Genomic DNA, 23,590 nt, shown 5'->3' on the forward strand with positions numbered 1-23,590 from the left:
CGGGACGCGGTTCGCGCGTCCGGTCCGCTCACAGGCCGGGTGCCACAGCGGCGGTTTTCCAAGCCGCGAACGGCGCATGACCTGTCGTCGCCCCGGAAAGCGTCACCAAGCGAGCGCATCCTCGTCGGGTGTGCCTACCTGTGCCGCTGGACGGGCCGCACCCGCGCACTCAGCTTGCGAAGTGGCCCTGGTCCGGTGTCAGTCCCACTGCGGACATGAGCGATTCGGCGGCCTGCTCGGTGGCCTCCGGTGGCACGACCAGCAGATCCCGGCGCCCAAGGGCGGGGGCGATCAGAACGATGGTGCTCGGACTGCGCGCCGTGGCGGTCCTGCGCAGCCGGACGACTTGGTTGCAAACGAGCATGCGGCCCGGTGCCCCGGTCCACGCCGTGCCGTTCACCAGGACACTGACGATCTGGCCCCAGGCACGGGGCAGACCGGAGAGCAGTGACGGGAGTTCCGCCAGGAGATCGAAGGTACGCGGCCACCAGGCCCCGTCGATGCGGCGTGGCACGGTTCCCTCGGGCGCGAGGTAGAGGCGGAGGAGGGGCACGGCCGGTCGCGAGTGCCGTAGTTGGCTGCTCATGAGGTGTCCTGTCGAGTGGTTCGGCGCGGTATGTCGTTCTCGGCCGGACGGTGCGCCTCGGCTGCCGGGAGCGAGCCCGCGGTGAGGTGGAGTGGCGTCGGCCGTTCGTCCCTCCCAGGCGTCCTGTGCGTTCGCGTAGGCGGGGAAGCGGTCGAGCAGGCCGGTGTGGCGGAAGACCAGGTCGATCATGTGGTTGTCGCGGACGACGCGCATCCAGCCGCCCCGGGCGCGGCAGTCGGACCACGCCTCGCACAGTGGCGCCAGGATGCTGGAGTCGGTGAAGGTCACCTCACTCAGGTCGACGATCAGGAGGAGCCGTCCGGGCCGGGCCGCGCGGGCCTCGGCCAGGGCGCGGACCAGTGGTGCCACGTTCCGCCTGTCCAGTTCGCCGTGTGCGCGGACGATGCGGCACTCCGAGAAGAGCGCAGACGCATCGTGCCGAGTGGGCAACAGCTCGCGCGCGGACAGTGGTTGAGGCCGGTCGGTCGTCCCTGCCGTGGGCTCCCAAGGGGCCCCGTGCCTCATTCCGCCGCCCCGGTCGCGCCCACCGGGCGACCCGTTTCGGCCAGCGCCAGCATGCGTGCGGCGGTCAGCGGGTTCTCGAGGCCGGCGGCGGCCAGCATCCGGACCGCGGTTCCGGCGGGCTCCTCGGGCGGGACGACCAGGAGTACCCAGCGTCCCACGGTGCCGCAGTCCAGGGTGATCACGTGCGCGTCGCTTCCGGGTCCGGCCGGCTCCACGGCGATCACCCGGCCGGGCGCCATGACCGTGTGCGGGGCGTCGGGCCATTCGGCGGAGTCCACGGTGACCCGTATCGCGGCCCCCGGGTCCGGCTCCAACGAGCCGAGGAGCGAGGGAAGTTCGAGTTCCAGCGCATCGCAGCGCGGCCACCAGGCCCCGTCCAGCGGGCCGTGGCTGACGTCCGGGGTGAGGGTCAGGCGGGGCAGGGGCATGCGATATGTGTGCGCGTCAGCACCGGAAGCACCTTCGGCCGGCGTGCGGCTGGGTTCCATCGTGCGGTCCCGTCCCGGCAGCCGTGGGTCGACTGCTCGTTTCGTCAGTCGCCGGGAACGGCACCGCCGGAAGCGCTACGCGAAAAGCCCTCGGTACGGTCAGGCTACTCCTGGCCGAGGAGAAGCGGACGGGTCAGTCGTCCGGCTCCGTCTCCTTTGCCGTCTCCTGTTCCTCCTGCTCCTCCTGTTCCTCCTCCAGCTCCTCCATCAGGCAGATGCCCTCATGTGTCAGCGAGACGGCCGCGGGGGTCCGGTGCGAGGTCCAGTCCACGCTGATCAGGCCCTCGTCAGCCAGATAGGCGCAGGCGGCGGAGAGGTCCTCGTCGGGCAGGCCCAGCTCGGCGCGGAGCGCCGATCCGCTGACCTCGGGGCGATTGAGTTCGACGGCCCCGTACAGGGATCGCAGGACCGCCTCCCGGTTGTTCTTGCGTTCGCGGAGTTTCGTCATGGCTGTCGTTCTCCGGGGTGACGGCCGCGGCGGGACGGACGCGCCGGTGGATCCTCGTGGCCTCACGGACCCGGTACCTCGTCGGCGTGAGTGTGCGCCTGCTCTGTCGATGTGCTGGTCGCGAGCCAGGACCGTGCGGGTTCCGCGGCGTGCGCGGTGTCGAGAGTGAGATGGAGCCGGGTCCCTCCTTCGCGGCCGGCAGGGTAGCTGCGCTGCTCGGTCGAGGCGAAACAGCGCCGGAGTACTTCGGCGACGCGCCGGGCGACCTCCGGGGTCGCCGCGACGATGCGGACCTCGGCGTGACTCTCGGAGGGAAAAGGCTCGTGCTCCATACGGACCTCCTGGCAGGCTACGGGTACGAACCATGATTCCGGCGCCGCCCGACACACCGGGCGACTGTGCGGGGCCTGCGTCGCGTTTCTACGACTGCCCCTTTTGAAGGGTATGCCGGTCAAGGGCGGCCGTGCGTCCCATGACCGGCCGGGCGACCCATGACCGACGGGCGACCGGCCGCCTGCCGGTCGCCCGGCCGAGCCCGGTGGCCACGCGAGCCGGCCTGGGCCGGAGAACAACGACCGCTCGCGGACGGCCGGTGCCGTTCTCGGCGTCGGCTGCCGCAGTCGTCGGCGACACCGCCGGGCCCGCCGAGGCGGGCCCGGCCGGGAGTACGGTGGAGACACCGAGGGCACGCCGCGCACCGCCTCAGGCACCGGTGCCGTTCTCGGGGATCGACGACGCCGGGGCGGCCTTTGTCCGCGCCTGGGGCAGGGTTGGTCATGACCGCACAGGTGTTCCTCCCGACGACCTTGGCCCTCCCGGCGTTCCGGCCCGCACGGGGCAGGCCGCGACCCCGCATCCCGAGCCCGCCGAAGGGGGAGCACAGATCCTCGCCCCAGGCCGCAGAACGCGTCCGCCCGCTGACGCGTGGTCAGGTCGTGGACCGTCTGCAGGAACTGGGCGACCTGTACGCGGAGACCTCGGGTGGCGACCCATGGGCGTGGAACCAGGCGCGTGTCGCCTTCCTGCGCCATCTCGCGGCCGACGCACGACGACCGGGGTTCTCGCTGCTGATCGCGGAGACCACCGCCCTGACCGGATACGCCTACGGCTTCCCCACGGGCGGCGCAGGTCCATGGTGGGCGGGCTTCGACCGACACGTTCGGGCAAGTCTGCTCCGCCGCGCCGCCTCCGGTCGGGTCTTCGTCGTCTCCGGGATCGTCGTCCCGCCTCACGTGCGCCGGGAGCACCGGGACCATGTCTGGAACCTCGCCCGGCGCCTGCAACGGCGACTGCTCGCCGACCACGGCGCTGCGCTCGGCGTCGCACTGGTGGACGTCCGGGACGACAGGACCGTTGAGACAATGCGGTCCTGGGGCTGGCGGTACGCCGGAGACGACACCCTCCAGGCCGTGCCGCCCGGTCCGTTCCGCATTCTGGTGCTGGCTCCGGGGACATAAGCGGCCACCCCGTCATGGATCACGCCTCGGCCCCGGTCAGGGCACGGGCAGGCGCAGGGCGAGAAGGGCGATGTCGTCGGTGCTGCCGGGGGGCACCTGGACCGACAGCTGGTCGCACAAGGTGTCCAGTGGTTCGTGAGCGAGGGCGAGGGCGTGGCGGCGCAGCCGGCTGAGCCCGCTGTCCAGGTCGCTGCCGCGGACTTCGATCAGGCCGTCGGTGTAGAGCAGGAGCGTGGACCCCGGCGGCAGGGTGTGGGCGGCGCTCGGGCGATGACCGCCGGCGCCCAGATGGGTTCCGAGGATGAGTCCCTGCCCGGCTTCGAGGTACCGCGCGTTCCCGTCGGGGGTCAGCAGCAGGGGCGGCGGGTGCCCGGCACTGGTCCAGCGCAGCGTCCAGGGGCCGGTCTCCGGACCTTCCACCCGGGCGAGGACGAGGGTGGCCATCCGCACGGTGGTGATGGCGTGCATGGCGTCGTCGAGGCGGTCCACGACGGCACCGGTCGGCCCGGAACGGTCCCAGGCGAGGGAGCGCAGGATGCCGTGCAGCTGCGCCATGCCGGCCGCGGCGGTCAGATCGTGGCCCACGACGTCCCCGATGACGAGAGCGAGCGTGCTGTCCCTCAGCGGGAACGCGTCGTACCAGTCACCACCGACCTGGGATCCGGGCGGAGCGGGCTGGGTACCGGGCGGCCAGCTGGAACCGGCCGTGGGCGGGCAGCGGGGGGAGGAGGTTGCGCTGCATGGCCTCGGCAACCGCACGCTGCCGGCCGAACCGGCGGGCGTTGTCGATGACCAGGCCGACCCGGCGACCGATGTCGCTCACCACGTCCAGATCGCCGGTGTCGAAGGGCCGTGCCGGGTCGGTGCGCACCAGTGTCAGCGCACCGGTGACCTGCCGTCCGCTGCCGAGCGGCACCGTGATGACGGATGCCGCGCCGGTTGCTCCGAGGAAGGCGCTGTGGACGGTGGCCAGCGGGGAGTCGGGCAGTGCGTCCAGGTCCGCCCGGTCCTGCAGGACGGGACCGCCTCCGTTCAGCACCTGGACCAGGGGCAAGTGGGTCGCCTCCCCGGCCGGGGGCAGCTGACCGCGCCAGTCCTCCTGCCCCCCATCACGGCCCTCGGGGCCGGTCACGGCCACTCGGTGCACCTGACGGGAGCCGACCCGCAGGTCCACCGCGGCCCAGTCGGCGAGGCGGGGAACCAGGACCCGGCTCAACCGGGCGAGGGCCTCGTCCACCTCCAGGGTCTGGCCGAGCACGTCGGTGATCTCCGCGACGAGTGTCAACCGTTCGGCGAGACTCTCCAGAGCGCTCGTATGAGCGGCTCGTTCCGCCTGATCCACCCGCTCTGACTGCTCCGTACGTTCCGCGCGTGCCCTTCCGGCACGGCGGTCCGCCGCGGTCTCGACGATCAGCACGGCCATGCCCGGGCAGACGCCGGAGACGTCGTCGTCCGTCAGAGGGGTGGCCGACCAGGAGACCGGGATCAGCCGTCCGTCACCCCGCAGGCACCTGTCGTCGTTCCCGCGTGCAGGACGCCCCTCGGCCAGCGCCCCCAGCAGCGGGCAGCGCTCCCGCGGGATGAGGGCACCTCCCGGGTCCCGATGGCACAGGTCATGCAGGTCTTGCCCGTACACCACCGCTGCCGCGCGACCCAGCAGCCGCTCGGCGGCCGGGTTGACCGCGACGATCCGCCCGGCCGGGTCGACCACGGCAACGGCCGTGCCCAGCTGCTCGACCACCTGATGCCACAGAGCCGGCTTCGCCGCCGACAGCCGCCTCTCGTGCTCTCCCCGGGACCTCAAGCCCTCCTCCACGTCGCCGCCGTCCTTCCCGCACAGACCACACCGCGACCCGGGACCCCGGGCCGGCGGGTCACAGAGACGTTGGTGCCCCGATGGCTCCCTCTCCGAGTACCCGATCGCACGGCCGACACGACAGCGCCCCCGCGACTCCGTTTGAGCAGGTAAGACCGTGCTCGGCCTCGACCTCGCCGCCGCGGTGAACGTCCCGTCGCCGACGACGCCGCCGCGAACCCGCTCCCTCGGCCGACGCGACGTCCGCGCCGTACGACCATTGGCCCGCCGAAAGCGGTCCGGGCCCTGCCCGACGGCGTATCGCTGGTGGTGTTCGCCGATGTGCGGGTGACCACCGCACCCTCCGGAACCACCGCACCCCCCGAAGCCGGTCGGTGCTCGGTGCTGGCGGTGCGCTCGGCGGAACCTGGGCGCCGCTGCTGATCGGCGTCTTCGGCGCGTCGTTTCTCCTGTCCGTGTTCTTCCCCCCCGACCCCGGAGCCGGGTTCCCGACGGTCACTCCTCCCCGGCCAGGACCCTGAGCACACCCGGAGCCATCCACATGGCCGCCGCCATGACCGGTTTCCTCGCGCTGTGCGCCGTGAACCCGGAACAGGATCCCGTTGATCACCATCCGATGATCGCTCCACTGTCCGCCCGGGTGGCCGAGCTTCGGCAGATGCGACGCCAGCCGCGCCCACTCCTCGTCGGTCAGATCGCTCCGCCCCACGAGCGCAACGATGGCCCAAGAGCCAGGCGGTCACATGATCCATCGAACAGGGCCTAGTGCCGACGGCTCGTCCTCTGGCCGCGCCCTTCCGAAGATGCTGTCCTCAGTGCGGCCTGCGCGCGGGTCCAGATCGCCTTTGAATCGAACGCGTCCGCCTGCCAGGTGACCGAGGTCAGTGTGCCGCGGCCTTCGCAGGCGCGCATGATGGCGACGTGAGGCGGCCAGGCGATGAAGCCGTGCAAGGCGGCTGTGTCGCGCCATACGGCCACGGCCCCGCACCGGCGGGCGGTGGGGATCGTCCAGAGGCACATCCCGTACGCCCCCGCGAGCTGCGGCCAGCGCGCCGCCAGTCGGCGGCCCTGCCGGTAGACGCCGGGCAGGTCCCTGATGCTGTCGAGCCTGAAGTCGGTGACGCTGACCAGCACCGGGCCACTGTGGTCATGGGCCTGGCCAGGCGTCCACGAGGACCTCAGCATGTCGTGTCGCGGACGGCCGGGCTGTGGCGTGCGTCCGCTGCCGTATCGCCGGACGGGCCGCGCCAGCCCGGCGATCGGCCCAGGGTCGTCAGGATCCGTTCCAGCGTGCTGGCGCCGTCGTCCGCGGGCAGTGCGGGCCGGAAGGCACTGTCCGGGGCGAGGCGGAAGTCGCCGTCCGGGACAGTGCGGGCCAGGGGCAGTGCGGCGGCCAGGAGTTCGGGACCGGGGTCGTACGCGACGCCCAGGCTGCGGGCGACATCCCAGCTGTGGACCACGTAGTCGATGAGGTGGAAGCCGATGGCCTGGGCGGCCGGAAACGTCCGGACGGCCGACAGTTCGGGCAGAGCGAAGGGTCGGTCGGGGGCGGCCACGGCCGCGAACGCGGTGATGACCTGTTCCGCCGCTTCGCCGTACTCCGCGACGGCGTCCTCAGTGGCGGCGTCCTCGGCGGGAAGGCGGACCCGCCAGTGCGCGAGGTCCTCGCCGTGCCCGAGCGCGGCCGCCGCGAACCCGCGGTGCTGGCCCGTCATATGGGCGAGCAGATCGCTTAGCGTCCACGCCGAGCAGGGTGTCGGGCGGAGCAGGTCATCGGGGGTCACCCGGCGTACCAGGGCCACGCTGTACCGGACCGCCTGCGCGTCGAGGCGCCGTAAGCGGTCCAAGTGCGCGGAGGAATTAGTAAGCATGCGCATATGATGGGCACGCACCTATCAATAGTCAACGGGTATTTTCTTGGTCATGGCCGACAACGCGGATCAGGAAGGCATCGCAGGTGCCTCGCCGGGAGGACGGGCGCCCCGTCGCGACCTTGCCGAGATGGTCGTGCCGCTGCTGCGCACCCTGATGGCCGCGGAACAACCCGTCCTCGACGCACACGGGCTGACGATGTGGGCGTATGCCGTGCTGCTGCACCTCGACGAGACACCGATCCGCACTCAGGCCGCACTGGCCGATGCCATCCGGGCGGACAAGACCCGCATCATCGCGGTCCTCGACGATCTGGAGAGCCGTGGGCTGATCCGCCGCCGGCCCGATCCCAATGACCGGCGCGCGCGCCTGCTGTCCCTCTCCGCCGAGGGGCGGCAGCTGCGGGACACCGTCCAGTCCGCCATCCAGAAGGGCGAGGAACGGCTGCTCGACCAACTACCGGCCGCAGACCGCGACGGTTTCCTCAGGAGCCTCCAGACCCTGTCCACCCTGGCGGAGCCGGGAGCGAGTGGGTCCGGCCGGTAGACGGGCCGGTGCCCGCGCCGTGCCCTGGACGGGCCCCGGGTCCGCCGACGGCGACTCCGGGTGATCATTGTCGGCGAACGGCGGCGCGGCCGAGGCCTGACCGACGCTCAGATGTAAGCGGGGGTTCTTCTGGACGCAGAAGCCCTCGACGCCGCGGACGACCGAGGTGAAGAAGGTACGGACAGGGCGCGTGCCGGTGTGACCCCGCCGTCGTCGAAGACACGCGAGACGGCCGCCGCGAACACTCCGGCGGCTCGCGCCACGTCCTGGATCGTCACCAACGGGGTTGGTGTCCTTTCCCCGTGTGGGTATCCACTTCAGGGCTGAAAACGCCGCAGTACGCCCAGGCGCTGCAATTCCACGATGTGTTCCGCCGCGCGTCGCGGTGCTTCTCCGCCGGTGACCAGCACACCTGCCTCGATGTTGCGCCGAGCGGCGGACTCGGTCAGGTTGGCGCTGCCGAGGAAGAGAATGCGGCGGTCGGCGACCGCCAGCTTGGCGTGCTGCCGCGAGCGAGCCTGTGCGGCAGGGTCCCGGGACCAGGCCCACAGCCGCAGTCCGGGCACGGACGAGAACGCGTCGGCGGGCTCCTTCCCCGAGAGAAGCCCCCCGGCGCCGGCCAGGGTCTCGACCACGATGTGCGTCTGCACGCCCCTGCCCGCGGCCTCGGTCAGGGCGCGCGTCAGGGCGGGATGCGGACGAGCCGCGTACGTCATGGCCAGCAGTTCGTGCCGGGCCTCGGTGATGACCGCGACGAACACCTGGGCGGTGGTGCGGACGGGTACGGCGGGCGTCGAAGGGCCACTCCACACGGTGCGGACCCGGACCGAGTCCCGGGCCTGCCGCAGGGCGGCGACATAGCCGCGCACATAGGCGGCGGCCTCGGCCGGCGGCACCGACTCCGTCTCCATCGCGTCGCAGAGTCGCGCGACGGCCTCGCCGACTCCCGGTGTCGCCAGTTCGGTCAGTATTCGTTCCCTGGAGTGTTGCTGGGCGAGCAGGCCGACGAGGTCCTTGCTCCGGGAGAGCCCCAGTGCCGCGACGGCGGCCTCGGCTGCGGCCTCGAACGCGGGCCGGCTCACGGCAGCAGGCCGACCGGCGTCAGCACCGGTTCCTTGTCCCCGGCCAAGGGGACGAGGAAGCGACGGTCCAGGAACCGGTTGCCGCGTTCGCACGTCGTCTCCGACACGAACAGGCAGACGTGGCACGCGGCTCCGTGGAGGAAGTCGGCCGGGTCGTGCGGCAGGCGCTCGGCGCACAGCGGGTCGGCCGAGCAGTGGCCGGCGTCGGTCAGGGCCCGGCGCATGATCCGGTCGAACTCGCGCTCCTCCGCGAGGGAGACAAGACCACCCAGGGTTCCCTCGGAGTCCGGAACCGCGGTGTAGATGAGGATGCCCGACCTCGGGTTCTTTTCGTCTCCCGCGTAGATGCGTTCGGCGAGCGAGGCTGAGTTGTAGCCGCATTCCAGGGCGATGGTGCGGATCAGCAGGTGGGAGAGGGTGTGCAGGGCGATGTAGCGGGCTCCGGGCCAGCCGGAATAGGGGTCGAAGTCACTGGTCTTGCGGTCCGACTTCCGGTTGGCGCGGAACCGTGCGTACGCCTCTCTGTGCGCCTCCATGGGCAGAGACTTCTCCATACGGACGGCCCACTCGGCTACCAGGCGGTCCCGCACACGCAGGAAGACGCCCTCGCCGCGCACCTCACGCTGCTCGTAGTCGAGACGCTCGGCGAGCAGGTTCTCCAGCTCCGTCAGGTGACCCTTGCTGGCGCGGAGGCTGATGACGCCCATGGTCTTCCCGTCGTAGGCGGGGTCGGCGCAGCAGCGCACAATCGCGTCGACGAGGGCCTCGGCCTCGGCGGTGTTGGTCAGCCGGGAGTTCGCGCCGAGGGCTTCGCCGTGCTCGACGTGCACGGTGCGGACCGGGGGCAGCCGGTCGGCGCCGTACTGCCGCAGGGGCAGCAGATCACGGTTGTAGCAGAGGTCGTTGGAGAAGGAGATGATCTCCGGCATGCACCGGAAGTGTTCCTTGAGCATGAGCGTGCCACGGCCCGCCGAGAGCGCTTCGGTGAGATCGAAGAAGCTGGAATCGGGGCCGAACAGGCTGCGCACGTCGGGTTCCAGCGCGGTGAGCAGCCGGTCCCTGAGGTGGAAGTACTCGTCCTGCTTGAGGCCGACGTTGGAGGGGCTGACCTGCTTACTGTCGCCGACGACGACCATCCGGTCGGCGAGCCAGCTCAGCAGCATGGCCTCCAGGCTTGACTGGCTGGCCTCGTCGACGATGACGACGTCGAACATTCCAGGCCGGTCCATGGGCACCGTCTCGGCGACCTGGTGCAGCGGCATGATCCAGGCCGGCACCGCTGTCTGCGCCTTTCGCAGGGCGGCCTGCGCGTCACGCCTGTAGCGGTGCTGGTACTTGCCCTTGATGCGCCGAGCGGCCTGCTGGTAGGCGCTGAGCGCACGGGACTGATTGCCGGTGAGCAGGCCGAGGCAGCGGTGCCAGGCACGGGCGGCGGCCAGCCGCGCGAGCATGATGCGGGCCTCGTCGTCGGCCTCCGTCAGCCGCTTGCGCAGGGCGCGTTCGGCCTCGGGGTCGGTCAGCCGCTCCATGCGCTCACGCCACGCGGACCAGGCCCAGGCCTCGGCGAGCGAGGGCAGCTGGGTGTCCCAGGCAGTGTCCTCGTGCGTGCCGGTGATGCGCTCGGCGAGGGCCGGAAAGGCCTCGCGGACACGGGTGAGCGCCACGTCCTGTTCGGCCCGCAGCCGAGCGGCCTCCCGAACCTCGGCCATCTCCTCGCTGAACGAGCGGTAGCCGTCGGGGGCCCGGTCTCGCACGGCGTCGAGGGCGCGGGCAACCGCGGGTGCGACACCGGGCCGGTCGCTCCAGGCCCGCAGCAGTTCCTCGGTGTCCGCGATGACCTTGCGGGACTGTTCGGCCGCTCGCAGGGTCGTCGCCGCGCGCAGCAGGGCGCGTACGGCGTTCTCGACGGACGCGTCGTGCCAGGTGGCGACGGCGAGTGCCGGCGAGGTGGCCGCGGCGGTCAGAACATCGGTGCGGGCGGCGGCGACGGCGAGCAGCGCGTCGAGCACCTCCGCGTCCTGACGCAGCCGGGCGAGACGCGATCCGTGTCCGTGCCAGGCGGCGACGGGAGTGCCCCACTCGGACTCGACCTGCGCCAGCCGCAGTTCGAGCTGAACGCGGGCGACGACGACCGCCGCCGTCGCGACGTCCTCCGCGGTCCGTCCATCGACCCGTACGGCCTCCACGAACGCGCCGGCCGTTTTCGCCAGTTTCGAGCGCATGCCGAGGGGGCCGCGCAGCTTCTGGCCCTGGCCCAGCCCGTCGTGCAGAGCGGTGGCCTGGGCGAGCGCCGTGGCCGGGTCGTACTGCTCCAGGCCGCTGACCATGGCTGTGCCCAGGGTGGCGAGCGAGGCGTCGACGGCTGCCAGGGTCTCGGTGACGGCGGCCCGGCGGCTTCGTGCCTGCCAGTCCTGCCCCTCGGTCACCTGCTTCAGGAGTGCTGTCGCCCAGTCGCCGGCCGGGGCGGCGAGGGACGCGGCACGGGCGCGGGCGGCGGAGAACGCGTCGAGCGCCGAGGACAGCCGCTGCTGTTCGGTCTCGCTGAGGCTCCGCACGGCTGTGTCGTACTCCGGGCACAGGGCGTCCTGGCGCGCGGCGGCGTGCGCTTCCTCGGCCGACCTCACGACCCGCACGGCCTCCTCGAAGTCACCTGGACCCGGCAGTTCGGAGGGGCCCGGCACCTCGGCGGCCAGGGCCTGGTGGTGTGGGGTGTACGCACGGGTGCTGTGCAGCAGGCGCAGGGCCTCGTCGGCGGTCAGGTCGGGCTGTTCCTGCGGGACCTGGCCGAGCCAGTCGTATCGTCCCGCCTCCGCGGTGAGGCGCTCGGCGATCTCCTGGAGGCTGCCGCTGTAGTCGCCGATCTCCGCCTCGAAGCGGTGGGTCTCCTGGTCGCGCAGCGCGGCAAGGTCACGCAGCATGGCCTGCTGGGCGGCGCGGGCCTTGTCGAGGCGTGACTGGAGCGTCTTGATCTGCTTCCGGGAGGCCTTCTCGTCGTAACCGGCGTACTCGCCGAGGATCCTGTGCACGGACGCCTCCAGCTCGCGCTGGGCGGCGGCGCCGTCCTCGGTGCGGCTCACACACAGGTCGCGGATGGACTCCGGCAGCTTGTCCCGCAGCACGCGCAGGGCGCGCAGCGTGTGGCTGGTGATGAGGACCCGCTTGCCCTGGGCGAGCAGGTCCGTGACCAGGTTGGCGATGGTGTGCGTCTTGCCGGTGCCGGGCGGGCCCTGGACGACGACGAGCCGGTTGGCGCGCAGGCGTTCGGCGATCGTGCGCTGCTCCTCGTTGGCGGGCAGGGCGAAGTACATCTCGCCGCTGTCGTTCGCCGTCCCGTCGTCCTCCGCCGCCGCGAGGTCGGCCGCGGTGAGCGCGCCGTCCCGGCCCGCCATGTAGCTGAGCAGTTCGGTGGGCGGGGTGCCCGCGTCGATCTGCCGGGCGATGGCCTTGAGCGTCCATGGTCGAGCGGCGGCTGCGCTCACGCAGGACGAGTGCGGGGGTGAGTCCGACCTGCGGCACGTCGAGGCTGCGCGGCTTGGCGCGCTCCACAGCCGGCGCGTAACTGCCCGCGCTGTGCGCGGCGTTGACCCAGCTGCGCAGGGCGGTGTGCACGGCGTCGAGGTGTTCGGGGTCCGTCACGTCGGAGGCGCCTTCCAGTACCTCGACGATCTCCTCCCGCACAGGACCCGGCACGTGTTGGGCCCCTTCGAGCATTCCCTCTTCGAGTTCCAGGCCCGCGCCGGTCGGGTCCGGGGCCGCGGTGAGCGTGCCGGTGGACGGGTCGAGCCTGAGGGTGGCCCGGTGGGTGACGAGGTGCCGTTCCACCCGCTGCCCGGAGGTCGTCTGCCAGGTCAGCCGGCCCAGACCGAGCACGAGTTCGTAGGCCTCACCGAGGTTGGCGGCGTCCTCGTGCATCTTGTGCAACCGGTCGTACAGCCTGACGACGGGGTCGATCGCGCGGCGCCGCTCCGCCCAGGCGAGCCATTCCTGTTCCCAGGCGGCGTACAGCTTCTCGATCTTCTCCCGCAGGGGGTGTTCGTCCAGCTCGTGGTAGGTCTTGTCGAGCGGGATGCCCTGCGACCAGTCGGGGAACTCGGGCTCGATGCGCCGGCGCAGGTGCGGGGCGCGGTTCTGCTTGAAGTCGCGGATGCGGGTCTCGTCCACCCAGGGGGCGAGCAGGGCCTCGGGGTGAGGCGCGTCCTCGCGTTCGGGGCGGGCGACGGTCAGCCAGGCCGACTCGTGGGGTCGAGTACGCCGTCGGTCATCACCTCGACGCCGTCGTCGTCCGGTAGTTCGTCGAACCACACGGTGCCGGCCGCGCCGTCGAGCGTGCGCACGGGGCGCGTCTTCGACTCCTCCGCCTCGGCGAGGAACCGGAAGATCTGCCGCACGCGTGCGGCGTCGAGCTCGTCGGCGGAGAGTTGCGGCGGCGCGTGTGACTGCGTGAACTGGCGCCAGGGGCCGGTCGGCTGGGTCGGGACGGCGTCGAGCGCTCCACCGCCGAGGTCGCCGAGGTCGTCGAGGTCGTCGAGGTCGCCCACAGGCTAGGCCTCCGAGCCCCTCTCCACGGACAGGGACACGGTGCCGATGCCGGTGCTGAGAGAGGCCGACGCGGTGGCCGCGGCCGTGGTGAAGGTGACGCTCTCCCGGTCGTGTCCACCCTGGAAGCGGACCTCGATGTCCAGATCGCCGGCGGTACCGGCCGGAATGCTGTACGCCCACGTCGCGGAGGCCCTGCGTCCCGCGCGCAGGGTGCCCTCCAGCACGTCGTCGAGGACGTCACTACCGTGGTCCTGCACTTGACGGCCCGTCTTGCCGTACGGCCCGCCGCGCACCAGCAGGGTGATGCCGTCCACGTCGATGGGCCGCCCGGTGCCGTTGCTCACTGCAGCGCACCAGATCGTCACCCGGCCGGTACCCGTGGCTGTCGTCGGCGTCGGCCAGTTCGTACGGCGCGACATCGTCCACCCGTACGTACAGGCCGTCGTCGTACTGGTAGACGGAACCGACCGGCCGCAGACCGTCGCTCAGCCCGCTCTCATCCTGGCTCACACGCCCCACCCCACTGCTGCTGAGGGCCATCCGGTGGCCCGTTCAGTGACATTCCGCCCAGCCGCCTCAAGCCGACTACGAGGCGCCCCCCGGCGCGCAACCTTGAGTGTGAACTGAGCACACGCGGCGAGCGTATCGGCAAACCTCGACACCTCACCCCGCTTGGGGGCTCGTCGGCACACATCGCCACTGATGAGCGATCTGTCGGCAACTTCAACCTGCCTCCGACATCACTGCAGAGGCCACGATCCCCGTTAGAAAACATTGACTGAGTTCACAATCACACGGCAGGATATCGTCGGCGTCACCGATGCGGTCTCCGCGGCGCCGTTCCCGGAGGAAGGTAATCGCCCCATGCACATGCAAGTGACCGACGTCTCACCCCAGTTGGCGGCAGAGTGGCTTACCCGCAATACCAACAACCGGCCACTCAGCAAGAGCACGGTGCAGCAGCTGGCCGGTCAGATCCAGCGCGGGGAATGGCAGTTGACCCACCAGGGCATCGCCTTCGACGAAGACGGTGTTCTCATCGACGGGCAGCACCGCCTGGCGGCCATCGTCAAGGCGGGCGTCACCGTGCAGCTGACCGTCACACACGGTGTGCCGCGCACGGCGTTCACCGTGATGGACACGGGCCGCAAGCACACCGGCCGCGACGCGCTCGCCCTCGCGGGTGAGACGAACGCGACCCATCTGGCGGCCGCCCTGCGAGGGCTGCACCTGTACCGGAACGCCCCCAACTCCTTGTGGAGCGGGGGGTCGTCGGTCACGAGCAACGACCAGCTGCTGGATCTGCTCGCCAAGCACCCCGGTATCCGCGACGCCCTGCACCACGGCATCGCGTTGAACCGCGGGTGCCGCATCACCGTCACGGCGGCGACGATCGGCTGGTACGTCACCACCGAGGCGCGGCCCGACGTCGACCAGTCCGCCTGGGAGGAAGGAGTCGTCACCGGCGCACGCCTGGAGCCGGGCGACCCGCGTCTCACGCTGCGCAACACCATGGTCAACCTGGCTCTGGGCAACGCACACCGGCGCCGCGACGACTCGCGCGAGCATCTGCTCTACTACCTGAAGGCGTGGAACGCCTGGGTCGAGGGCCGCAGCATCAAGCTGCTGCGCCGCTCCCCCAACGAGACGATGCCCCGCATCTCCAGCCGCTCACCCCTGACATCGGCGGACAACAACGCCTGAAGAGGCATAGATTCAGCAGAAGGCCGCCTCTAGGAAAGGAGCCGCATGCGCGCCCAGGAAATCACCTTCCTCAAGCTCGTCCAAGGGGACAAGCAGTTCCAGGTGCCGCTCTACCAGCGCACGTACAGCTGGAGCAGAGAGCAGCTCCAGCGGCTGTGGGAGGACGTCGGGGAACTCGTCGAGCAGCATCTGGCAGGTGAGACGGCGGCCCCGCACTTCCTCGGTTCGGTGGTGCTCGCACCGGGCCAGATCCAGGCGGGCGGGGTGCAGAGGTGGCTGGTGGTGGACGGACAGCAGCGGCTGACCACGCTGATGCTGGTCTTCACGGCGCTCCGGGACCATCTGAAGGAGACGGGTGACGCGCGCGGTGTGGACCGGGTGCACCGCCAGATACTGGTCAACGAGTTCCACGAGGGACCGGACCACTACCGGTTGCTGCCCACGCAGGCGGACCGTGAGGCGTACACCGCCTGTGTCCAGTCCCGCGCCGATGCCGGCGGAGGCGACAACATCGGGGCTGCCTACCGGTTCTTCCGCGGCGCGCTCGCCGAGGGCCACGAGGCGGGCGACGAGCGCTGGACCGCCACGGTCGAGACGGTCCTCAAGGATCTGCTGTCCATCGTGGAGATCACCGCCGAGTCCGGTGACAACGTCTACCGGATCTTCGAGTCCATCAACAACACTGGTGTCGGGCTCAGTCAGAGCGACCTGTTGCGCAACTACGTGTTCATGCTGCTGCCGAAGCGAGGCGAGCGGATCTACCAGGAACTGTGGCTGCCCATGCAGCAGAGCCTCGGTCCGAAGAACCTCGAACTCCTGGTCTGGCTCGACCTGGTGGTACGCGGCCACTACAAGACCAAGCAGAGCGAGATCTACCGCGAGCAGCAAAAACGGCTCCAGCCGCTGGCCGGTGACGAGGACGCGCTGCAACGTGAGATCGAGCAGCTGACCGAGCGGGCCGGGAGGTTCCTGCGCATCGTCGACCCCGCCCGCGAGCAGTCCCCCGCCGTCCGAGCGGTCCTGGAACGCCTGGCCTCTTGGGGCGGCCAGACCCACTACCCGCTCGCGCTGCACCTGCTGGACCTTGTCGCCGCCGGCAGGACAACGCCCGACGACGCGGCGCAGGCGCTGGGCTACGTCGAGTCCTATCTGGTACGGCGCCTGATCTGCCAGACGCCCACGACCAACCTCAACCGGATCTTCATGGAGGCGCCGAAGGAGCTGGAGACCGATCGTCCTGCCGCCGAGGCGGTACGGCGGTTCCTGTCCGGCCGGCGCCGTCGCTGGCCGAGCGACGAGGAACTGCGCGAGGCGATCCGCACCAAGCCGTTCTACTGGAGCGGGCGTCCTCCGCAGCGCAGCTACATCCTGCGCCGCCTGGAGGAGAGTTACCGTGCCTCCGAGCCCGTGGACTTCGCCAAGGCGTCTTTCAGTGTGGAGCACGTCCTGCCGCAGCGCCCCGCTCCGGCGTGGTTCGACCTGCTCGCCGAGGAGACGGAGCCGAACCAGACTCCGCAGGAACTGCACGATCTCCTGGTGCACACACTCGGCAACCTCACGCTGACCGGTGACAACTCGAAACTGTCCAATCACCCCTTCGAGCGCAAGCAGCAGATCCTCGACTCCAGCGCCCTGCGCATGAACCTCGAGATCTCCTCGGCACAGCGCTGGGGCAAGGCGGAGATCCTGGGGCGGGCCGACCGTCTGGCCGAGCGCGCGGTCGAGCTGTGGCCGGGTCCCATCGGCGGGGTGAAGCCGGCCGGTGAGGAGTCTCCGGGCTGGGCCGAGCTGCGCGCCGCACTCGTGGCGATGCCGAGCGGCACCTGGACGACGTACGGGGACGTCGCCGAGCTGATCGGCAGCCATCCGGTGGCCGTGGGCTCCTACCTGGGTGCCAACCCGACGGTGATCGGCGCTTACCGGGTCCTCACCGCGGAGGGCAAGATCTCGCCTGCCTTCCGCTGGGCGGACGGCGACGACCGGCCGCCGCCGCAGGAGCTGCTGACGAGCGAAGGAGTGCGCTTCGACTCCTGGGGCCGGGCGCAGCGCTCACAACGCCTGTCCGCCGCGGAGCTGGCCACCTTGCTGGGCAAGGACGTCGCACAGCAGGTCTCGCACGACCCGCTGCCCGAGGGGGAGGACTCGGCGGCGGCCGAGCGCTTCCAGACGCAGTTGCACAAGCACTGGCCGGACGCGTACCCCGGCGTCATCGCGACCCTCGACTTCTGGCGCCGACAGGGCGGTTACGTCAACTACGGCCGGTACGAGGAGACCAGCTGCTTCCCGATGCTGGACGCCGGGGCCAGCCGCAGCCCGCATCTGCTCTGGCCGGTCGGGATCTACCCCGTGAGCGGCACGGTCGAGGTGGTGTTCCAGTACCTGAAGTCCCGCACCCCCTTCGACGACACGGAACAGCGCCGCGAGTTGCTGAACCGCCTGAACCAGATCGACGGCATCGACCTGCCCGAGGCGAAGCTGGAGCTGCGGCCGTCCTTCCCTGTGAGTGTCTTCGCGGAGCACGGTGAAGAGATCTGCGAGGTGCTGGACTGGTTCGTGGGGGTGGCGGCGCTGGATCTGGCGCGGAGGGACTGACAGTCACTTCGCCGACTCGGCATGGGACGCCCTCGGCACGAGCCGCGGTGGCAGCGGGCGGGGCGGGTTCGCGTGTGCGGCGTGCGCGCGTTCCTGCTCCCGGCGCCAGATCTTCAGCAGTGCTTCGTCGGTCTGCGGGACAGCCAGGCCCGCGGCTTTCAGGATGTCGCGGAAGAAGGGCACAGGGCCGCCGTTCTTACCGACGACGAGGGCGGAGAGCATGGGCCTGTCAGTGCCGGCTTCTCTTTCCAGATCGCCGAGAACGCGGCGGGCGCCATGGTTCTTCGATGTGATTTTCAGCTGTCCGATCTCGATCGTGCCTCCTCGCGCTGCAACGTTGACGAGTTGTGTCTCCAGCGCGACGATGCCCGTGAGTTGTTTCCCTTCGTGAATTTCCCGGAAGCGCTTGGCCGCCACGACGCTCTCCCTGGCGGTCTCCAGTGCTTCCTCGACGACCACGATGAGGAGGCCGGGCTTCTTCCGGGCCACGGTGTCGTGCTGCGGCTGGGGCAGCACCTCGCCGTCGCGAAGGGCGAGCCAGGTCTGAGCCGAGCTGAGCGACCTACGGGCTCGCTTACGGGGCCCTTACCCAACAGCGGCAGCATCGCTTCGAGTTCCGCCGTGCGGGAACGCAGACGTTGCACAGTTGAGGTTTCGGGCACCGCGCGGGAGATCTTGCGCTTCGGAGCCGCGGTCGGCAGGCCGCTTGGCACCGGCGCCGGTGGCGGCAGTGCCGGCTGAGCGGGCAGGAGAGACATGCGGGGCGGCATGGCGCGCGGCGGAACGCCGTAGGCGGCGAATGCGCGCTCGGTTTCCACGGCGGCCCAACGTTTGATGCGATGGGACGTTGCCGCGTGCCGGACACCGAGCTCTGACAGCACCCGGAACAGATAGGGCAGCGGCTCTCCCCTGTCCCTGATGAGCGCGGACAGGACCGGGGCGTGGTCCCGCAGGGGGCTGTCGACCGCCACGAGCAGATCGCGTCGGCCGGTGTCCGAATACTTGGCGAGTGCGGGACTGACGGTGCGGGCCAAGGTGTCCCACGTGGTGGTGGACTGGACCCGCGCGTGCTGAGCAAGCGCGTCACGCACGGCGGTCACCATTTCGGCGTGGCTGAAGAGCGCCCCGCCCTTCGGGGCTTCGCCACCGGGTACGGAGCGCGTGGCACGGACGGGCTCGGTCTGCATCGGGAGGGTGGGCGGCTCGGTCCTGCTCTGCCGGGACTTCGGTACCTCTGATGTGGCCGCCTGCTCGGTGACAGCGTGAGGCGGGGGCGTCCACAGCCCCGTGCGCTGGGCGTCGTGCGCGTTCAGGCGTACGTACCGGTTCGCCTCGACCGCCCAGCCCGCGCCGGTCTCGGCGACGAGGAGGCGTGCTCCGTCAGTCACCCGGTAGACGTGCTCGGCGGGTGGCACCCGGACTGTCCGCCGGGAGGGAGATCAGGGCCCGGACGATGGGGCTGTCCAGGGGCTTCACATCGGCGGCGAGAAGGTGCCGTCGCTCCGAGGCGAACGGGGAGTCGGCGGGCACCTCGGCCTCCGGCGCGAGGGCGAAGACGAGCCCGCCCTGGAGCGGGAACGCGGTCGGCCGGGGACGGGGGTGACTCAGGCGTATCCGTTCGGTGTCCGGCGTGACGAGGCCGGACGGCGTCAGCTCACAGTCCTCCATCGGGGTCCACGCGACCGTCCGGTCCCGGGCCTCGGCGCCGATGTGGACGCGGCGCTCGCCGCCCACCGTCTCGCAGCGGACCCGGAGGCAGTAGCCGTGTCGGCCGAGGAGCTGCTGGGTGATCGCCCCCTCGGACGCGAAGATCCAGTCGATGTCGTCGCCGTCCGCCGCGAGTTCGTCGTCGGCCCGGCGCCACGCCCGGTAGTCCACGGTGCTGAGCTGGAAACGCAGGCGGCGCCGGCTGTCGGGCAGATGCACGTCAACCGCGTCACCGGGCCCGTTGCCGAGATCCCGGGTCTGCACCTGGCCTCGCGCCCGCCGCTTGCCGAGCAGGCTCTGGACTCCGCGCTTGATGAAGAGGTGGTCGGCGCTCGATTCACCGTTGTTCTTGCGGTTGCAGGCCGGGGCGGTCGGGTGGTGGGCGAAGTGGCAGACCTTGGTCGTGTAACGACGGTCGCTCAACTCACCACCGCAGCCGCCGAGCTGCAACCCACACCAGTAGCTGTAGTCGGGATGCGCCTTGCGCCATCGGTCCAGCTCCCAGGCGTCCATCGGCAGGATGACCGGATGATCGGAGTTCTTGTGGCCGATCACGGCGGTCTGCACGAGGCGGTGGTCGAGCATGGGACCTCACAAGGGACGCCGGGAACACTGAGTCACCGGCCGGCGAGCAGGTGACGCTGAGGCCCTCAGTATGCGATCCATGCACTGAGTTCACAACAAATGTTCACAGAGATCGTCGATCTGACTGTCCATGGGTGCGCAGGACGCATAGGCTCACGTCGCCACACGTCGACGGCCGGGGAGGGGACCGTGATGCGGAAGGGCAGTGTCGAGTACGCCGGGCAGACAGCTCCCCCGACCGACTCCCTCGTAGGCATGGCACTCTGATCACCCGTCACACCCTGTCGGCCCGTTCCAGGCCGTTTCCCAGTTCAAGGAAGTATTCGTGAGCGCAATCGGCTCCGGTGGAAGAGTCCAGCCGGCTCGTCCCGGCGACCCCTCCCGCATAGGCCCCTACCGCATCGTCGGCCGCCTCGGCGCGGGCGGTATGGGAACCGTCCACGCCGGAGTCGCGTCCGACGGCATGCGCGTGGCGGTCAAGGTGGTTCATCCCGAGCAGGCCCAGGAGCCGGAGTTCCGGGCTCGTTTCCGGCGCGAGGTGGAACTGTCCTCCCGCGTGACCGGACCTCACCTGGTCCCACTTCTCACCGCCGACCCTGACGCGCCGACCCCGTGGCTCGCGACGGCCTACGTTCCGGGGCCGACGCTGAACGAGCACATCCTCGCTCACGGGCCACTCACGGGCGGAAGCCTGTACGCCTTCGCGGCCGCCACGGCACAGGCGCTGGCCGCGATTCACGCCGTGGGAGTGGTGCACCGTGACGTGAAACCGCAGAACGTCCTCCTCACGTCCGCCGGCCCCCGGGTGCTCGACTTCGGCATCGCGCACGCCGCCGACGGCACCAGTGTGACCCGGACCGGAGTCATGACCGGAACCCCCGGCTGGATCAGCCCCGAGCAGTACCGTCAGGGCAGCGCGGGGCCGGCGGGTGACATGTTCGCGTGGGGAGCGCTCGTGGCCTACGGGGCCACCGGACGGCTGCCCTTCGGAGTCGGCGCACCTGACGTGGTGGCCTTCCGCGTGATGTCGGGCGAGGCCGACCTCGACGGTGTCCCCGCGGCACTGCGCCGGACCGTGGAGAAGGCGCTGGCCAAGGAACCGGGTGACCGCCCGTCTGCCGCCGAAGCCGCCCAGGAGTGCGCGGCGCTGCTGGCCTCTCAAGTCACCCAGGTGGCGAGTGCCGACGCGGTGCCGGCGACGGCCGTGGACATGATCACGGCCGTCTGGCATGTACCACCCGCCGAGGACCCCACGTGGCAGTTGCCCAGGGACCGGGGCCGTTCGAAGAAGCGACTGGCCGGCGCCCTCGTCCTCGCGGCAGGCGTCGTCGGCGGACTTGCCGGAGGACTGGCGGCGCTGCTGCCCGGCGACACCGGAAACGGCCACCATCCGTCCACTTCCGCGGCGTCGCCGCTTGCCGCGACGGGGTCCGCGCAGGCCTCCGCGAGCACCGCGAAGGCAGACCCGGCGTCGAAGCAACAGGCATCCAGCGGCGGTGAGCCGAGCGCGGCGAGCTGGCAGGAAGCGCGAGCCGCGCAGGGCGCGGGTGAGCACGACGTGGCGCGCGCGGTCCTGCACGACGAGGGCGTGGAGGCCCAGGACCTCAGCGACGGCGCCGACTTCACACCGGAGACCGTGCGGTTCCACGAGTCTCGCCGCGAGGTCTACCTCTCGTACCGGCTGACCTCCGACGAACAGGGGTCGATGTACGCGGAGACGGAGATCGCCAGGTCGATGTGTCTGACGCTGCGGGACGTCGTGCTCCGCCTGCACCCCGACCTGCCGTACCGCACGTACGTCATGGTGAAGGAGCAACAGGGGCAGGATCCCCAGGTGACCTGGCAGGACGACTTCGTCGCCAACACCGACTGCCAGTCGGCCGCCGACAACGGCAGCGGGCAGGACACGGACGGTTCGCAGGACTGGCAGCCGGACGACGACGGCCTCGGGCAGGCGATGATCCCCAGTACGGACAGCGCGGAGATCCGGGTCGCGGACGGCGCCGCCAGGAAGATCATCGCGGGCACGAACGGGATGCGTCAGACGCTTGGCACGGATCGTGTGCTCGGCAACGCGCAGATCAAGGTGGGCTTCGACCCGGCCAACTCGGCGATGTACGTCTGGTCGGACTACGTGCAGTGGAACGAGCAGCAGGTCGACTCCTGGGCGGGCCTGGCCGCTGGTGAGGCGTGCCGGGCTCTCGTGAGTGAACGGGAGAGCGCGGGAAGCGCCTGGCCGTACTCCCGCTATGCCGTGGCGGAGATCGGCGGCTCCCACTACATGATGATCCGTTGGGGCACGGCCACCACGCAGGCCGATTGCCCGGCCTGAGTGACACTTGCCGACCATGGCCGAGGTTGACCCTCGACCTTGTCGAGGGATCAGAGTTCCGGGTGTGGAGAACGAGATGCGCAGCATCGGGGAGATGGCGCGGGCCAGTGGGCTGGGCGTGAGTGCGCTGCGGTTCTACGACCGTGCCGGTGTGCTGGTCCCCGCCTGGGTGGACCCGGTCAGCGGCTACCGGTGGTACGACCCCGGGCAGCTGGAGGAGGCACGAGTGCTGGCCCGTCTGCGCCGGGCCGGTATGCCGTTGGCGGACATCCGGCTGGTACTGGCCGGCTGGTCCAGCACGGACACGGATCTGGTGCGGGGGCTCCTCCGGGCGCACCTGCGTCGCCTGGAACTGGGCCTGTCCGACGCACGCAGCGAGTTCTCCGCCCTCCGAGCACTGCTCAACCAAAGGGAGAACCCCATGACTTCGCTCAGCACCACCACGGTCGAACTGTCCGTCCCCGCAACCGAACTGGCCGACGCGCTGGACGCGGTCCGTTTCGCGGCCGGTTCGGACCCGGACCTGCCGGTGCTCGCCGGTGTCCTGTTCGACATCGAGGGCGAGGCACTGAGGGTGGCGGCCACCGACCGCTACCGGATGGCCGTCGCCCAGGCCGCCACCACCGGATACGACGGACCCCGCGTGCAGGCCATCGTGCCGCTGCCTCTCGCCGATGAGATGCGGGCACTGTTGCAGGGCGGGGAACCGGTGCGGCTCGCCGTGGAAGGTGACCGTGTGTCGCTGGAGTCGGGAGACCGTCAGACGGCCGGCCAGTGCCTCGACCACGACTTCCCCGACTACCGTCGCCTGGTGCAGTTGCCGGAAGGCCGCCGGGCCCTCGTCGGCACGGCGGCCTTCCATGAGGCGCTGAAGGCCGGTCCGGTCCGCGCGAGCGAACTGCGGAAGCAGGACGGCGAGCGCTGCGACGTCAGCGTGCTCAGGGTCGAGGACGACGGCACGGTGACTCTCTGCGAGGACGGTGACGACGGCCGGCACGACGTCGGCGTCAACCGGGACTTCCTGCTGGACGCGCTCGCCGCCGAGGATCGTGACGAGCTGATCCTGGAGCTCGGCGCTCCCACGGCACCGATCGCGATCCGTCGGCCCGACGACGAGCTGACCTTCTCGATCCTGATGCCGGTCCGCCTGGAGGACTAGCCGACCGCGGCAACAGTTGTCGATGGGCCCGCCCACACTATGGCGGGCCCTCTCGTCTGCCCACTGCTGTGTTGTGGGGGCGCACCGTCACCTCCCTTGAAATCCTGTACGCCCCTCCCATTTGACATGTCTCTGTCCCATACTTCGCGAAG

20 protein-coding genes and 1 pseudogene are annotated in these 23,590 nt (G+C 70.7%); 6 read left to right on the top strand and 15 right to left on the bottom strand.

The features are described 5' to 3' along the window. Positions 1-169: 169 nt before the first annotated feature. From ACWGJM_RS27255 to ACWGJM_RS27270, 4 genes are all read right to left on the bottom strand, one after another. Positions 170-1,111, bottom strand: coding sequence for a DUF5994 family protein (locus ACWGJM_RS27255; RefSeq protein WP_453414347.1), 942 nt, complete (start codon positions 1,109-1,111; stop codon positions 170-172). After that, entirely contained in the window at positions 1,108-1,539 is a 432-nt protein-coding gene (locus ACWGJM_RS27260) for a DUF5994 family protein (protein ID WP_453414348.1), read from the bottom strand. The genes ACWGJM_RS27255 and ACWGJM_RS27260 overlap by 4 nt, the downstream gene beginning before the upstream one ends. Positions 1,540-1,732: 193 nt before the next feature. Next, positions 1,733-2,047, bottom strand: coding sequence for a hypothetical protein (locus ACWGJM_RS27265; protein ID WP_453414349.1), 315 nt, complete (start codon positions 2,045-2,047; stop codon positions 1,733-1,735). 62 nt (positions 2,048-2,109) lie between these two features. Beyond that, positions 2,110-2,379, bottom strand: coding sequence for a hypothetical protein (locus tag ACWGJM_RS27270; RefSeq protein ID WP_453414350.1), 270 nt, complete (start codon positions 2,377-2,379; stop codon positions 2,110-2,112). A 603-nt stretch (positions 2,380-2,982) separates the two neighbouring features. Between ACWGJM_RS27270 and ACWGJM_RS27275 the strand changes: the two genes are divergently transcribed. After that, positions 2,983-3,504 carry a hypothetical protein gene (locus ACWGJM_RS27275; protein WP_453414351.1) on the top strand — a complete coding sequence of 174 codons (522 nt, stop codon included), beginning with the start codon at positions 2,983-2,985 and terminating at the stop codon, positions 3,502-3,504. Between the two features lie 36 nt (positions 3,505-3,540). Here the strand turns inward: ACWGJM_RS27275 and ACWGJM_RS27280 are convergent, their stop codons facing one another. From ACWGJM_RS27280 to ACWGJM_RS27300, 5 genes and pseudogenes are all read right to left on the bottom strand, one after another. After that, positions 3,541-4,089 (bottom strand): PP2C family protein-serine/threonine phosphatase, encoded by a 549-nt coding sequence (locus ACWGJM_RS27280; protein WP_453414352.1) that lies wholly within the window; start codon positions 4,087-4,089, stop codon positions 3,541-3,543. 58 nt (positions 4,090-4,147) lie between these two features. Next, the gene (locus ACWGJM_RS27285) at positions 4,148-5,308 is read right to left on the bottom strand and encodes a PAS domain-containing protein (RefSeq protein WP_453414353.1); all 1,161 of its coding nucleotides are present in this window, start codon (positions 5,306-5,308) and stop codon (positions 4,148-4,150) included. Between the two features lie 598 nt (positions 5,309-5,906). Then, positions 5,907-6,029, bottom strand: a pseudogene (locus tag ACWGJM_RS27290) (IS5/IS1182 family transposase); the annotation flags it as partial. A gap of 53 nt (positions 6,030-6,082) precedes the next feature. Beyond that, entirely contained in the window at positions 6,083-6,454 is a 372-nt protein-coding gene (locus ACWGJM_RS27295) for a hypothetical protein (protein ID WP_453414354.1), read from the bottom strand. A 44-nt stretch (positions 6,455-6,498) separates the two neighbouring features. Next, positions 6,499-7,191 (bottom strand): TIGR03086 family metal-binding protein, encoded by a 693-nt coding sequence (locus ACWGJM_RS27300; protein ID WP_453414355.1) that lies wholly within the window; start codon positions 7,189-7,191, stop codon positions 6,499-6,501. A gap of 52 nt (positions 7,192-7,243) precedes the next feature. On the opposite strand from ACWGJM_RS27300, the gene ACWGJM_RS27305 reads away from it, so the two are divergent. Then, positions 7,244-7,738: a MarR family winged helix-turn-helix transcriptional regulator gene (locus ACWGJM_RS27305; RefSeq protein ID WP_453414356.1), complete on the top strand. Its 495-nt coding sequence runs from the start codon at positions 7,244-7,246 to the stop codon at positions 7,736-7,738. 317 nt (positions 7,739-8,055) lie between these two features. On the opposite strand, the gene drmC is transcribed toward ACWGJM_RS27305, so the two are convergent. The 4 genes from drmC to ACWGJM_RS27325 form a co-directional block, all read right to left on the bottom strand. After that, complete coding sequence (drmC, locus tag ACWGJM_RS27310) at positions 8,056-8,820, bottom strand: DISARM system phospholipase D-like protein DrmC (RefSeq protein ID WP_453414357.1); 765 nt, start codon at positions 8,818-8,820, stop codon at positions 8,056-8,058. Beyond that, positions 8,817-12,299: a DrmB family protein gene (gene drmB, locus ACWGJM_RS27315; protein WP_453414358.1), complete on the bottom strand. Its 3,483-nt coding sequence runs from the start codon at positions 12,297-12,299 to the stop codon at positions 8,817-8,819. The genes drmC and drmB overlap by 4 nt, the downstream gene beginning before the upstream one ends. Positions 12,300-13,040: 741 nt before the next feature. Next, entirely contained in the window at positions 13,041-13,358 is a 318-nt protein-coding gene (locus ACWGJM_RS27320) for a hypothetical protein (RefSeq protein ID WP_453414359.1), read from the bottom strand. A gap of 3 nt (positions 13,359-13,361) precedes the next feature. Then, positions 13,362-13,703 carry a hypothetical protein gene (locus ACWGJM_RS27325; RefSeq protein ID WP_453414360.1) on the bottom strand — a complete coding sequence of 114 codons (342 nt, stop codon included), beginning with the start codon at positions 13,701-13,703 and terminating at the stop codon, positions 13,362-13,364. Between the two features lie 520 nt (positions 13,704-14,223). On the opposite strand from ACWGJM_RS27325, the gene ACWGJM_RS27330 reads away from it, so the two are divergent. Next, positions 14,224-15,063 (top strand): hypothetical protein, encoded by an 840-nt coding sequence (locus tag ACWGJM_RS27330; protein ID WP_453414361.1) that lies wholly within the window; start codon positions 14,224-14,226, stop codon positions 15,061-15,063. A gap of 45 nt (positions 15,064-15,108) precedes the next feature. Beyond that, positions 15,109-17,655: a GmrSD restriction endonuclease domain-containing protein gene (locus ACWGJM_RS27335; protein WP_453414362.1), complete on the top strand. Its 2,547-nt coding sequence runs from the start codon at positions 15,109-15,111 to the stop codon at positions 17,653-17,655. Positions 17,656-17,658: 3 nt separating this feature from the next. Here the strand turns inward: ACWGJM_RS27335 and ACWGJM_RS27340 are convergent, their stop codons facing one another. Both ACWGJM_RS27340 and ACWGJM_RS27345 read right to left on the bottom strand, forming a co-directional pair. After that, positions 17,659-18,144: a hypothetical protein gene (locus ACWGJM_RS27340; RefSeq protein WP_453414363.1), complete on the bottom strand. Its 486-nt coding sequence runs from the start codon at positions 18,142-18,144 to the stop codon at positions 17,659-17,661. An 891-nt stretch (positions 18,145-19,035) separates the two neighbouring features. After that, complete coding sequence (locus ACWGJM_RS27345; RefSeq protein ID WP_453414364.1) at positions 19,036-19,947, bottom strand: hypothetical protein; 912 nt, start codon at positions 19,945-19,947, stop codon at positions 19,036-19,038. A 325-nt stretch (positions 19,948-20,272) separates the two neighbouring features. Here ACWGJM_RS27345 and ACWGJM_RS27350 point away from each other — a divergent pair, with 325 nt between their 5' ends. Together ACWGJM_RS27350 and ACWGJM_RS27355 are read left to right on the top strand one after the other, a co-directional pair. Next, positions 20,273-22,279 (top strand): serine/threonine-protein kinase, encoded by a 2,007-nt coding sequence (locus ACWGJM_RS27350; RefSeq protein WP_453414365.1) that lies wholly within the window; start codon positions 20,273-20,275, stop codon positions 22,277-22,279. Positions 22,280-22,355: 76 nt separating this feature from the next. Further along, positions 22,356-23,438: a DNA polymerase III subunit beta family protein gene (locus ACWGJM_RS27355; RefSeq protein ID WP_453414366.1), complete on the top strand. Its 1,083-nt coding sequence runs from the start codon at positions 22,356-22,358 to the stop codon at positions 23,436-23,438. Positions 23,439-23,590 lie beyond the last annotated feature (152 nt).

It is taken from the genome of Streptomyces sp. NPDC054834 (genome assembly GCF_053611185.1).